Below are 12348 nucleotides of genomic sequence, written 5' to 3' on the forward strand. Positions count from 1 at the left end.
CAGCTTAGGAGCAAAAGCAATGGTTCTCACCTACGGTTATCTGCAAATGCTTTCGGCGGTACAAGATGAAAAGGTCACTGCTGACGAAATAAAAATGATCGAAAAGAAAAGCGGAGAAAAGACTCTGAAAATATTCTTAACTGCTGTCATGGTCATAAGCCTTATCGCAGGCATTTATACGCTGCTTGCCGAGAAAGAATTTCCTGTCTTTTACAGCCTTGTATTTGCATTTTTCGGTATGTTGTCAGCACCGTCATCCAAACGCCGTGAAACATCTGCCTGCTATGCAGCGGTAGTTGACAAGACCGTCCGATGTGCTAATTCCTCGGGAAAATGCTCTGTTTATCTTCCGTATGAAAAAACCGTTGAAGCAGGAACTTACAAGCACAGATATACACTGTTTGAGACCGTTTATGACTATTACTACTGCACTGTCGAGATAAACGGAGAGATATATGAAAACGTATGCTGTCTGAGCAGGGATTTCCCGAAAATTGAGACAGGAGACAGAGTGATAGTCGCAAATGAGGACAGCTATTTTTGTCCTGTTGTATATAAAATAGGTAAGAAAGAATAGGGTGTATTCTCTTTAAAAGAAAAATTCTTTCTGATTTCTGATTTCTTATTTCTACTTTAACAAGGAGGTGCGTGATTTGGCGTTAAAGACCGTTCGCATGAAAATTTTCGGCATAGTTCAGGGCGTGGGATTTCGTCCGTTTATGGCTGTTTCGGCTGAAAAAACAGGCGTTTGCGGCACGGTGGCGAACAAGGGCTCGTATGTCGAGGCGATAGTGCAGGGGAGCGGCGAGCAGATAGACCGCTACGCCGACATCGTGCGCAATTCGCCGCCCGAACGCTCGGTGATACTGGGGCTGGACATCGACCCCTGCGAGGACGGTGAGTTCCCCGAATTTGCGGATTTTCGCATAATCGAGAGCAAGAAGGAGTACGGCGATATTTTCGTTTCGCCCGACATCGCCACCTGCGACAAGTGCCGCACCGAGCTGTTCGATAAGAACGACAGGCGCTATCTCCACCCGTTCATCAACTGCACCCAGTGCGGTCCGCGGCTGACGATCCTCGACACCATGCCCTACGACCGCGTGCGCACCAGCATGGGCGAGTTCCCCATGTGCTCCGAGTGCGACAGCGAATATCACGACCCCGCCACCCGACGCTACGACGCTCAGCCCGTCTGCTGCAACGACTGCGGTCCGAGGGTTCGGATACTCGGCACCGACATTTTCGACGGCGACGCGATTCGGCTGATACGGCGCGAGATAATGGCTGGCAAGGTCGCGGCGGTCAAGGGCATCGGAGGTTTCCATCTTTGCTGCGACGCTCACAATGCGGCGGCAGTGGCAAGGCTCCGCGAGCTGAAACGCCGCCCGATGAAGCCATTCGCGGTAATGATGCGCGACTTTGAGACCACCGAGCGCGAGTGCTTCGTCGCCGAGGGTCAGCGCGAGTACCTCACGGGCTGGCAGAAGCCGATACTTCTGCTCGAACGCCGCCCCGACAGCACCCTCTCGGAGCAGATAGCCCCCGACAACGACACGGTGGGCGTGATGCTGCCATACGCGCCCGTGCAGATGCTGCTGTTCGACTACCCCGACGGGCTTGACTTCACCGACTGTCTCGTCATGACCAGCGGCAACGCGAGGGGCGCACCCATCTGCCGCAGTGACGAGGATGCACTCGCCGAGATACCGGGCTTCTGCGACTATATCCTCACCCACGACCGAAAGATACGCATCCGCGCTGACGACTCGGTCTGCGACTGGCTGTTCGGGAAGCCGTATATGATACGCCGTTCGAGGGGCTTTGCGCCGCTGCCCGTAATGCTTCACGGCGGCGAGGGTCGGCAGGCGATAGGCATCGGCGGCGAGCTGAAAAACACCTTCTGCATCGCGCGGAACGGTCTGCTGTACGCGTCGCCCTACGTGGGCGACATGGCGGACATCCGCACGGTGAGGGCGCTGAAAGAGTCGGTTCACCGCATGATCGGTCTGCTGGAAGCAGAGCCCGAGGTCATCGTCTGCGACACGCACCCGATGTACAACACGGTGACGGTGGCGGAGGAGCTTGCCGAAGAGATGGGCTTGCCCCTCGTGAAGATTCAGCACCATTTCGCGCACATCCTGTCCTGCATGGCTGAGAACCGCCTTGCCCCCGACAGCCGCGTGATAGGCGTGAGCTTCGACGGCACGGGTTACGGCGACGACGGCACGATCTGGGGCGGCGAACTGATGATCTGCGGCTACGGCAGCTACGAGCGCGTCGGGAGCGTGGCGCCCTTCATGCAGTGCGGCGGCGACCTCTCCTCGAAGGAGGGCTGGCGCATCGCCGTTCAGCTGATTCGGCAGGGGTTCGGCGAGGACGCGCAGGCGGTCTGCGAACGGCTCGGGCTGTGCGACGCAAAGACCTTCAAGATACAGTCGGCGATGGCTGACAAGAGGGTCAACAGCGTGCTTTCGACCAGCTGCGGACGCATTTTCGACGCGGTGTCGGCGATACTCGGCATCAGGCAGGCTTCGACATTCGAGGGCGAGGCTTCGACCGCGCTGATGACCGCCGCCGAGCGCTACGTAAAACAAAACGGTGAAACGAAGCTGACGCTGCCGATAGAAATGACTGCCGACACCGAGTCGGGCAGCGGCTTCATCACCCTCGGCAGTTCGGCACTCGCGGCTGAGATAGCGCGGCGCTTCATGGACGGCGGCGACGCGGGACAGCTCGCCTTCGAGTTCCATGCGGCGCTTTCCGAGCTGATTCGCATCGCCTGCATCGAGCTGCGCGAAAAGCACGGACTGAACGAGGTCGCACTCAGCGGCGGCGTTTTCCAGAACCGTCTGCTGGTGAAGCTGACAAAAGCCGCCCTCGAAAAGGCAGGCTTCACCGTTCTGCTCCACACCCTCATCCCGCCCAACGACGGCGGCATCTGCGTGGGTCAGGCAGCGCACGGGGTCCTGAAATAATAGATAAAAAATACTACGGAGGTATATTGTTATGTGTGTTGGATTATCTGCAAGAGTTGTTAATGTTAAGGACGGAACGGCTGTTATTGATGCGAGCGGTGCAAAGCGCGAGGTCAGCGCGGGCATCCTTGAGGATCTGGAGCCGGGCGATTTCGTGATGGTACACGCAGGCGTGGCTATCGCGAAGATCACGCAGGACGAGGCCGAAGAAGCCGACGAGCTGATGGAGGATCTGCTATGACCGAGAGCGTAAAAAAAGCAAGAGACATTATCACGGGTTACAGCGGCAGACCGCTGCGCATCATGGAGGTCTGCGGCACGCACACCCATGAGATATTCCGCATCGGACTGAGAAAGCTGCTGCCCGAAAGCATCGACCTTATCTCGGGCCCGGGATGTCCCGTGTGCGTAACGGCGGTGGGCTTCATCGACGAGGCGTGCTGGCTGGCGCTGGAAAAGGGATGTCTTATATGCACCTTCGGCGACCTCATCCGCGTGCCGGGCACCGAGATGAGCCTTGCGGGGGCGAGGGCAAAGGGCGCGGACATCCGTCCCGTTTACTCGCCGCTCGACGCGGTGGAGATAGCCAAGGAAAACCCCGACAGACAGGTTGTTTTCCTCGCGGTCGGGTTTGAGACGACTACCCCGTCGGCGTGTCTCGCGGCTGAGCAGGCTAAGGCGGCAGGGCTGAAAAACTTCTCGCTGCTGACTGCGAACAAGACCATGCCGAACGCCTACAATGCGCTGGTGGGCAGCGCGGACGCGTTCCTCTATCCCGGTCATGTGAACGCCATCACGGGAAATTCCGCCTGCATAAAGCTGTGCGAGGAGAAGGGCGTGTCGGGCGTTGTGGCAGGATTCACGGCGAGCGAACTCATCACGGCGATGGCGGTGACTGTGCGTCTGCTTGAAAAGGGCGAGCCGTTCTTCCGCAACTGCTACACCCGCGTCGTGAAGGACGAGGGCAACAAGTCGGCGATGGAGCTGATGGAGCGCGTTATGGAGCCGTGCGACAGCGAGTGGCGCGGACTTGGGCTGATACCCATGTCGGGCATGAAGCTCAGAGCCGAGTACGCCGATTACGACGCTCGCCTGAAATACGCGATGCCCGAGATAAAGGGCAGACCGAACCCCGCCTGCCGCTGCGGCGACGTTCTGCAAGGCAAGTGCAAGCCGTCAGACTGCAAGGTATTCGGCAAGGGCTGCACACCGCTCCACCCGGTCGGCGCGTGCATGGTGTCGGATGAAGGGGCTTGTGCGGCGTACTATCAGTACAGCGAGATAGAATAAAGAAAACATGATAAATCGGGATTTAGAGGTGTAATTACAATTGGAAGTAATCAGCTTTTATGAAAACGAAAGGCAAAGGCATTGGCTTGATGAAATCGGAAAAAGTGACTGGAGCGCCGGAGCATACCTATATCAACTGTTAAGTGATGGCACCTTTTTTAATACTGTGGGTGAAGGCTCTAAACTGCTTTTGCTTACGGACGAAGATAAACTGATTTCTTTCTGTACATTCGCAAAGAAAGACGAAATTCTATCAACAGACTATTCCCCTTGGTGCGGATTTATATATACTTTCCCACAATATCGGGGGCATAGGTATATTGGACTGCTGTTTCAGAAAATTGAATCTCTGGCTAAAGAATATAATATACCTAAAATATATTTATCAACAGATCACATTGGTCTATATGAAAAATACGGATTTGAGTATATAACGCAAATGGAAAGCATTTACGGTGGAGTGTCAAGAGTATATGTAAAACAGATCAAATGATAAATTCTGATCTATCTTAAAAACGGAGGAAAAAACAATGTCAAACAATACAGTAACTTTAGCTCACGGTGCGGGCGGAAAGCAGACAAGTGAACTTATCGAGCGTGTGTTCAAGGCACACTTTGACAGTCCCGAATTTACCGCCGATGATGCGGCAGTGCTTCCTGCGATAAGCGGCAGGCTTGCCATGACCACTGACGGATTCATCGTTTCGCCCTGGAAATTCAACGGCGGAAACATCGGAAAGCTGTCTATCTGCGGAACGGTCAACGACCTGTCCTGCATGGGTGCAAAGCCGCTCTACATGACCTGCGGATTCGTTATCGAGGAGGGTTTTCCCCTCGACGACCTGGAGCAGATCGCCGCTGCGATGGAAAAGACCGCCGCTGAGGTGGGCGTGCGCATCGTCGCAGGCGACACCAAGGTGACGGGCAAGGGTCAGTGCGACGGCGTGTTCATCAACACCACCGGTGTCGGGCAGATCATGGAGAATGCCCACACTTCGGGCAGTCTCGCGAAGCCCGGGGACGCGGTCATCGTGACGGGCGACGTGGGCAGGCACGGCTGCACCATCCTTATCGCGCGCGACGACTACGGCATCGAGTCGGACGTTGACAGCGACTGCGCACCGCTGTGGCACACTGTCGAAAGTATGTTCGAGGTCACGAACGACATACACGTTATCCGCGACGCAACACGCGGCGGCGTTGGTACGGTGCTTTACGAGATCGCGTCGCAGAGCAGTGTCGGCATCACCCTCGACCGCGAGGCTATACCTGTTGACGACCGTGTGAAGGGCGTCTGCGGAATGCTGGGACTTGAGCCGCTGTATCTCGCCTGCGAGGGAAGGCTGGTCATTTTCGCGCCTGCCGAGCACGCGGACGCGCTGGTGGCGAAGCTCCGCGAGGGCAAGTACTCGGCAAATGCGGCGGTCATTGGGCACGTCACCGCGGACAATGTCGGCAAGGTCATCATGGAGACCGAGATCGGCACGCAGACCATGCTCCCGCAGCCGAAGGGCGAGCTCCTGCCGAGGATCTGCTGAGTGCGATTTCTACAGGGGGAGAACCTCCGCCTTTGCTTTGCACGGCTACAAAGAGTCCCTGCTGAGGGAAGGTCGCTCTTACCCGTAAGAGAGCCAAATGAGCAGCCCACACATAAAATCGGCATCAAAAAAGCTCGGAAGCGTGAAACTTCCGAGCTTTTTATATTGCTGTCTGAAAAAATCAGTCCTTGCGCTTCTTGTTTACCACGATGACGGCCGCCGCTGCGGATGCGAGCAGGAAAGCCTGTGCTGCGGTGTTTGCAGCGCCTGTCTCGGTGTTGGCAGTCGAATCGGCGGCTGCGGAACTTGTCGAGCCGCCGCCCGCCGCGGTGCTTGTGGTTGACTTGGCTGTGCTGCTGCCCGAACTGCTCGAAGAAGAGGTGCTGCCCGAACCCGAAGCAGGGTCATATCCGCCGTCCTTGACTTCGATGTTGTCGAGAGCGAACCACGCGTCAGCCGCCAGGTCGCCGAAGAACTCGACCTCGTAGTCGCCCTCTTCGGTGATGGTGAACTTGTCGGACGCGCACTTTTTCCACTTCTCCCAGCCTTCGCCCTTGGGAAAAGCGGTGGTCACAAGACTGCCGACTCTGACCTTAACGCCGGTGTCGAAATTCTCGTTGGCGTCGAGGCTGTAGGCTATCTTGTAGTCGCCCGGGGTGAAGTGAACGGTCTGCTTGAGGGAGAAGGGAACAGCCTTCTCAGCCCATACGTTCAGGTAGTTGTTCGCGAGGTCGGCTCTGCCCTTTTTCTGCTCGTCGGTCGCGTACCAGCACTTGAGCTCGTCCTTCCAGTCAACGGTCCAGCCCACGAGGTCGGTCTCGCTGACCTTCTCGAAGTTGCCGTTGTAGATGGTGTTGTTCTGAGTGGTGTTAGTTGGCTTGGAAGAAGTCGTGTCGGAAGAAGAGTCGGGCACGCTCGAAGAATTGTCTTCGTACTCCGATTCGCTGTCATCGGGGACAGACGAGCTTGACGTATCGCCCGAGCTGTTTGAAGACGAGTCGGAATAAAGGCTGATGACATCAACGGTCACGCCGTCGAGGTATATCCAGCCGCCGGGCTTGCAGTCTGCGATTATCCTTATCTCCACATCGCCTGCGCTCAGGCAGCTGAATTCGGTGGAAGCCTCATTCCAGACGTTCCAGCCGTTCATGCCAACGTTGCCGCTCTCGCAGTCGCCCATCGAAACTCTGAGGTCGCAGTTCTCGCCCATGCCCTGTGCTTTGATGGCATACTCGCCTGCGGGCACGGAAACGGTCTGGGTCAGTACAGCCTCGCCGCCGTCACAGTCGGAGGGGAACCACACGTTCACGCCGTTTGCGGAACCCGTCGAGGGAGCGTCCGCGCCCTTGTCGGCATAGCTTATGTAGGAAACGGTAGCGCCCGTGTCCCAATCGACAGAGACAGCCCATGCGCCGCCGTCGCCCCAGATGTCGGTCTCAAATAATGCGTTCTTGACTTCAACGCCGTCAGCCACCGCGAATATCGAACCCGAGACCGCAGCGGTAACAGCAAGAGCCGCAGCCGCAAATCCTGCCGCAGTTCTTTTTATAATGCTTTTCATTTCTTTCTTGTCCTCCAAAATCAAGTCAGGCGCAATCGCTTGCGCATATACATATTAATATTATAGCATATTTTATGAAAATTTACAAGGTGCTTTTCAGACAATTCTGCCATTTGATTATGTACATTTCTGACAAAAAGCACAAAAACAGCACCGCAAAGCAGTCTGCGGTGCTGTCGGTTCAGACCTGTTGTGTAGACCTGCGCACGAGCATCTCGTAGCTGAGCAGCGCGGATTCGTTCGAGCTGCTGCTGCCGAGCATCTCGATTATCTTTGCCGCGGCCACAGACCCCAGCTCTTCCGAGTCGTAGATGAGCGAGGTTATCGGCGGCTGATACACGTCCAGCAGGGAGCTGTTGTAGAAGGACGCGACCCTTATGTCATCGGGGATGCGCCTGCCCATCTCGTTGAGGATGTTGAGCAGCTTGATGCAGAGCACGTCGTCGCCGCAGATTATGCAGTCGGGCTCGTTTTTGAGCAGCGCCGCCGCCGCCTTCGAGAATTGCAGGTCGCTGTCGATGCCTGTGAATATCATCTGCTGGGAGGGTGCCCGATGCACCGCCTCGAACGCCTTCATGAAGCCTGCAAAGCGGCTCTTGTTGACCGTGTGCTCCATGCTTCCGATGATGAGCCCTATCTTGTCGGCGGGGCTCGACATCAGCAGGTAGGATGTCAGTTCGCGGCAGCCGTCCTTGTGGTTGCTGTCCACCGTCACCGCCGAGCTGTCAACGCTCTGACCCACAGTGACGAAGGGCAGTCCGCTCTCTCTCAGCAGCTTTTCCATCTCGCCGTTCGCAACGGGGCGCATGATGATAAATCCGTCCGCCTTGCGGTTGCCGACCACGCGTTTCAGCTGTGAGAGGTCGTTCTTGTCGGTGCCGACGATTATGGCGTCGTAGTCCCTGATAGCGCACTCCTTCGAGATGCCCATGAGACAGGTCTGGAAGAAGGGCGCTTCGGTCTCGCTGCTGTCCATCGGGATCACCACGCCGATGTTGTAAGTCTTGCTTTCCGAGAGGCTTTTTGCGATCATATTCGGGGTATAGTGCATTTCCTCGATGCAGCGCATGACCCTCTCGCGGGTCTCTGCGCTGACCCTGCCCTTGCCCGAGATAGCCCTTGAAACGGTAGATTTTGAAAGACCGAGTGCTTCCGCGATATCTTCGAGCTGGGTCTTTTTATTCTTCATTTCGGTATCCATGCTTTGCAACACCTGATCCTTTGTCATTTGTCATTATTCGTTCGTCGGGACAGCCGCCGCGTCGCTCACGGCGAGATTTCTGCCGTCCTCGGGGTCGAAGAGGTTGATAGTGCGTTCGCGGATCCTGAAGGCGATGCCGTGTCTTGTGAGCATCTCATTCTGCTGGTCGTCGTCAAGGTCGGCTATCTGCACCTTGATGATGACGTTCTTTCCGTCGGGAAGTTCAGCGTGGATGTGTATCTCGCTGCCCATCATTTCGGTGACCTTAATGCTTGCGCCGATGCTTTCGCCGCTGTCGGTGAGGATAAGGTTCTCGGGTCGCACGCCGAGGAGCACCTTTTCGGGAACGCTCTCGCGCTTGTCAAGCGCATCCGCGATATGTTTCGGGACTTTCACGTTCAGACCCTCGACCTTGGCGGTGTAGCCGTTTCTGTCCTTTTTCAGTTCCGCGTCGAAGAAGTTCATCTGGGGCGTGCCGATGAAGCCTGCCACGAACAGGTTCGCGGGGTGGTTGAAGAGTTCCTGCGGCGTACCTACCTGCATCACGTAGCCGTCCTTCATGATAACGATGCGGTCGCCGAGGGTCATAGCCTCGGTCTGGTCGTGAGTTACGTACACGAAGGTGGTGCGGATCTTTTCGCGGAGCAGGATTATCTCGGCGCGCATCTGGTTCCTGAGTTTCGCGTCGAGGTTCGAGAGCGGCTCGTCCATGAGGAACACCTTGGGGACTCTGACGATAGCGCGGCCGATAGCAACACGCTGTCTCTGACCGCCCGAGAGCTGTTTCGGCTTCCGTCCGAGGAGTTCGGTGATGCCGAGTATCTCCGCCGCCTCGGTGACCTTCTTGTGTATCTCCTTGTTCGGGACTTTTCTGAGCCTGAGGCCGAAAGCGATATTCTCGTAAACGCTCATATGCGGATACAGCGCGTAGTTCTGGAAAACCATCGCGATGTCGCGGTCCTTCGGCTCCATATCGTTCACGACGGTGCCGTCTATCTCGATCGTTCCGTCGGTGATGTCCTCAAGTCCTGCTATCATACGAAGGGTCGTGGACTTGCCGCATCCCGACGGTCCTACCAGCACGATGAACTCCTCGTGCTTTATCTCCAGGTTAAAATCATGCACCGCGACAAAACCGTTGTCGTACTGCTTTTTGACATTTGTCAGTTTTACGTCAGCCATATATATTCCTCCGAATGTTTCTTCGCTGTTGGTTTGTGTGTTTTGGGTTTTTTGAGGGGTTGCCGCTCTGCGAGCGGCCTGGGGGTCAGCCCTTTACTGCTCCGCCTGTTACGCCTTCTACATAGTACTTCTGGAGTCCTAAAAACAGCGCGGTCACGGGGACTGATACGAACAGTCCGCCTGCACAGAATACCGTGAAATAATTGCTCAGATGCTCCTTGTCCAGCCACTTGTATAATCCTACCGCAACATTGTAGGCTTTCTCATGACCGAAGGTTATCAGCGACGCATACATGAAATCGCCCCACGGCGCGATGAACGCCATCATTATCGTGTAGATGATTATCGGCTTCGCCATCGGCATGATGATGCGGAAGAATACTCTGCTCCTCGATGCGCCGTCGATACGCGCCGCTTCGTCCAGCGACTTCGGTATCGTGTCGAAAAAGCCCTTCGCGATGTAGTATCCCATGCCCGAGCTTGCCGCGTACACAAGGATAAGTCCCGGCACACTGTTCTCGCTCGTCAGACCGATGAGCTTTAAGATGAAATAGGTCGCTATCATCGAGAGAAACCCCGGGAACATCCCCAGTATCAGCATAAGGTTCATCAGCAGTTTTCTGCCCTTGAATCTCATTCTCGAAAGCGCGTATGCCACACAAAGCACGATGACCGTCTGCAATACCGCGTTGAAAAGCGCGATGATGAGCGTGTTCAGATACCAGTGACCGAACTCCGTTTCCCTGAACAGGATGCGGAAATTCTCCAGCGACCACTGCTTCGGGAAGAAGTAGGTCACCATCGACCGCGATTCGCCGCGGAACGCCTGACATATCAGGTAGAAAAAGGGTATCATCCAAATGATGCTGAGCGCCGTCAGAAAGACGTAGATGAGTATGCGTGAGGTGCGCTCTCTGCCCGATTTGCTCGCATACTTTTTCGTTGTGTCTGCCATTACTGGAAATCCTCCTCATTCTTCATCGCAGGGGACAGGTTGTAGACGATGAGCGATATCACCGCTACCACCACGAACACAAGGATACCGATGACCGCCGCCATTTTGTAGTCGTTGTTGGTCATGGTCAGGGTGTAGAGCCATGTTATCAGCAGGTCGGTCTGACCTGCGCCGCCCTCGTAGGACATGGTCTTGGGGGCGCCTGCGGTCAGCAGGTAGATGACGTTGAAGTTGTTGATGTTCGCCGTGAAGCTTGTGAGCAGGTAGGGACCCGTCACGAACAGCATATACGGCAGGGTTATCTTCGTGAACTGCTTCATGCCCGAAGCGCCGTCGATGCGTGCGCTCTCGTAGAGGTCGGAAGGTATATTCATCAGCACGCCCGTGGTTATGAGCATCAGGTAGGGTATGCCTATCCAGAGGTTGATGATGAGCACCATTATCTTTGCGAGGGTGGGGGTGGTCATGAAGCCGATCTTCGAGCTTATCCAGCCGAGATCCATCAGCATACTGTTGACGATGCCCTCATCCGCAAACATCTTCGACACGAGCAGCAGCGAAACGAACTGCGGCACAGCGATGGTCATAACGAGTATAGTTCTGAAGCCCTTCTTGAAGCGGATGCCCTTCTTGTTGATGCAGATAGCCACGAACATTCCGAGGAAGTAGTTGGAGAAGGTCGCGACCAGCGCCCATATCATCGTCCATATCAGTATCTCCCTGAAGGTGAAGGCGAATTTTGAGCCGCCCGAAACGTCGGTGGAGAGTATGGTGCGGAAGTTCTCGAAGCCCACCCAAGAGAACAGCTTTTCGGGGGGCAGGTGGGAGTAGTCGTAGTTGGTGAAGGCTATGAGTATCATGAAGAATATCGGGATTACGGTGAACACCGTGATGCCGAGAAGCGGGACAGCCAGCAGGGTCTTGTAATACTGCTCGTCCGCGATGCTTTTCAGGTCGTCCTTGAAGGACTTGGGGCGTATGCCCTCGGCGATTAGCTCCTGTGCGGTGTAGTTCTGTTTCACGTTCGTGTACCAGGTCCACAGGAAACCGAGGATGATGAAGATGGTGAGCACGCCGTACAGCAGTATTTTCAGGCTGTTGTCCTTGTAGACGGTTATCTCAAGGCCGTAGTCGTTAAGCGTCTTTTCGACGGCGACAGTTCCGAGTGTGCTCATGTCCGAGAGGTATCCGAGGCCGAACCCTGCCATGAACCAGACAAACAGCGCCTCCATGATGAGGAAGATGATGCCGCGCCCTGTCTGTCTGCGGAAAAACTGTCCGAAGCCCATGATGAAAAACGAGAGCTTCGTCTTAACGTCGCCGTTTACGAACATCGAGCCGAGGTCAGAGAAGAATCTTCCGACCGCCGCGAAGAAGCGTCCGATGCCGCTCGGTATTTTTTTCAGTCCGCAGAGCAGTTTCTTCGGAAGCTCCGCGAAGAAAAGCCTGACATCATACAGCTTTTGCTGCGCAGGCGGAAGCCCTAAGTATTCGAGCTCGGGTAGTCTTTTCATTGAACATCTATCCTTTCGTGGTAGTGGTTTGTCTGATGTATCTGCCGTTTCCGAAGCGTATGAAGTTCCATGCACTTCGGAAGCGGCAGACACCGCCGTTTCAGCACGGCGCTGCCGCTCCTCTTTTTA

The 12348-nt window shown here is 55.6% G+C and carries 11 protein-coding genes; 6 read left to right on the forward strand and 5 right to left on the reverse strand.

What is annotated here, in order from left to right:
- The first annotated feature begins 19 nt into the window (after positions 1 to 19).
- The 6 genes from BT142_RS02695 to hypE all read left to right on the forward strand — a co-directional run bounded on the left by BT142_RS02695 (position 20) and on the right by hypE (position 5806).
- Positions 20 to 577: a hypothetical protein gene (locus BT142_RS02695; protein WP_072416658.1), complete on the forward strand. Its 558-nt coding sequence runs from the start codon at positions 20 to 22 to the stop codon at positions 575 to 577.
- Positions 578 to 644: 67 nt separating this feature from the next.
- Positions 645 to 2978: a carbamoyltransferase HypF gene (gene hypF, locus BT142_RS02700; protein ID WP_072416659.1), complete on the forward strand. Its 2334-nt coding sequence runs from the start codon at positions 645 to 647 to the stop codon at positions 2976 to 2978.
- A gap of 31 nt (positions 2979 to 3009) precedes the next feature.
- Positions 3010 to 3219 (forward strand): HypC/HybG/HupF family hydrogenase formation chaperone, encoded by a 210-nt coding sequence (locus BT142_RS02705; RefSeq protein WP_072416660.1) that lies wholly within the window; start codon positions 3010 to 3012, stop codon positions 3217 to 3219.
- Complete coding sequence (gene hypD / locus BT142_RS02710) at positions 3216 to 4268, forward strand: hydrogenase formation protein HypD (protein ID WP_072416661.1); 1053 nt, start codon at positions 3216 to 3218, stop codon at positions 4266 to 4268. Before BT142_RS02705 ends, hypD begins: the two co-directional genes overlap by 4 nt.
- Positions 4269 to 4308: 40 nt before the next feature.
- Entirely contained in the window at positions 4309 to 4761 is a 453-nt protein-coding gene (locus BT142_RS02715; RefSeq protein WP_072416662.1) for a GNAT family N-acetyltransferase, read from the forward strand.
- 37 nt (positions 4762 to 4798) lie between these two features.
- Positions 4799 to 5806, forward strand: coding sequence for a hydrogenase expression/formation protein HypE (gene hypE / locus BT142_RS02720; RefSeq protein ID WP_072416663.1), 1008 nt, complete (start codon positions 4799 to 4801; stop codon positions 5804 to 5806).
- A gap of 181 nt (positions 5807 to 5987) precedes the next feature.
- On the opposite strand, the gene BT142_RS02725 is transcribed toward hypE, so the two are convergent.
- From BT142_RS02725 to BT142_RS02745, 5 genes are all read right to left on the reverse strand, one after another.
- Positions 5988 to 7367, reverse strand: a complete 1380-nt coding sequence (locus BT142_RS02725) for a hypothetical protein (protein ID WP_072416664.1) — start codon at positions 7365 to 7367, stop codon at positions 5988 to 5990.
- Positions 7368 to 7548: 181 nt separating this feature from the next.
- Positions 7549 to 8595 (reverse strand): LacI family DNA-binding transcriptional regulator, encoded by a 1047-nt coding sequence (locus tag BT142_RS02730; protein WP_084659295.1) that lies wholly within the window; start codon positions 8593 to 8595, stop codon positions 7549 to 7551.
- Positions 8596 to 8601: 6 nt separating this feature from the next.
- Positions 8602 to 9750, reverse strand: coding sequence for an ABC transporter ATP-binding protein (gene ugpC / locus BT142_RS02735; RefSeq protein WP_072416666.1), 1149 nt, complete (start codon positions 9748 to 9750; stop codon positions 8602 to 8604).
- Positions 9751 to 9835: 85 nt separating this feature from the next.
- Positions 9836 to 10705 (reverse strand): sugar ABC transporter permease, encoded by an 870-nt coding sequence (locus tag BT142_RS02740; protein ID WP_072416667.1) that lies wholly within the window; start codon positions 10703 to 10705, stop codon positions 9836 to 9838.
- Complete coding sequence (locus tag BT142_RS02745) at positions 10705 to 12219, reverse strand: carbohydrate ABC transporter permease (RefSeq protein WP_072416668.1); 1515 nt, start codon at positions 12217 to 12219, stop codon at positions 10705 to 10707. The genes BT142_RS02740 and BT142_RS02745 overlap by 1 nt, the downstream gene beginning before the upstream one ends.
- Between the last annotated feature and the right edge of the window lie 129 nt (positions 12220 to 12348).

The organism is Ruminococcus sp. YE71 (assembly GCF_900119155.1).
GTDB lineage: Bacteria > Bacillota > Clostridia > Oscillospirales > Ruminococcaceae > YE71.

Excerpts from the sequence above, each read along its gene's own strand:
- BT142_RS02725 (WP_072416664.1), bottom strand. The coding sequence starts at position 7,367 with ATGAAAAGCATTATAAAAAGAACTGCGGCAGGATTTGCGGCTGCGGCT.
- ugpC (WP_072416666.1), bottom strand. The coding sequence starts at position 9,750 with ATGGCTGACGTAAAACTGACAAATGTCAAAAAGCAGTACGACAACGGT.
- BT142_RS02730 (WP_084659295.1), bottom strand. The coding sequence starts at position 8,595 with ATGACAAAGGATCAGGTGTTGCAAAGCATGGATACCGAAATGAAGAAT.
- BT142_RS02705 (WP_072416660.1), top strand. The coding sequence starts at position 3,010 with ATGTGTGTTGGATTATCTGCAAGAGTTGTTAATGTTAAGGACGGAACG.
- BT142_RS02695 (WP_072416658.1), top strand. The coding sequence starts at position 20 with ATGGTTCTCACCTACGGTTATCTGCAAATGCTTTCGGCGGTACAAGAT.
- BT142_RS02740 (WP_072416667.1), bottom strand. The coding sequence starts at position 10,705 with ATGGCAGACACAACGAAAAAGTATGCGAGCAAATCGGGCAGAGAGCGC.
- BT142_RS02745 (WP_072416668.1), bottom strand. The coding sequence starts at position 12,219 with ATGAAAAGACTACCCGAGCTCGAATACTTAGGGCTTCCGCCTGCGCAG.
- hypE (WP_072416663.1), top strand. The coding sequence starts at position 4,799 with ATGTCAAACAATACAGTAACTTTAGCTCACGGTGCGGGCGGAAAGCAG.
- hypD (WP_072416661.1), top strand. The coding sequence starts at position 3,216 with ATGACCGAGAGCGTAAAAAAAGCAAGAGACATTATCACGGGTTACAGC.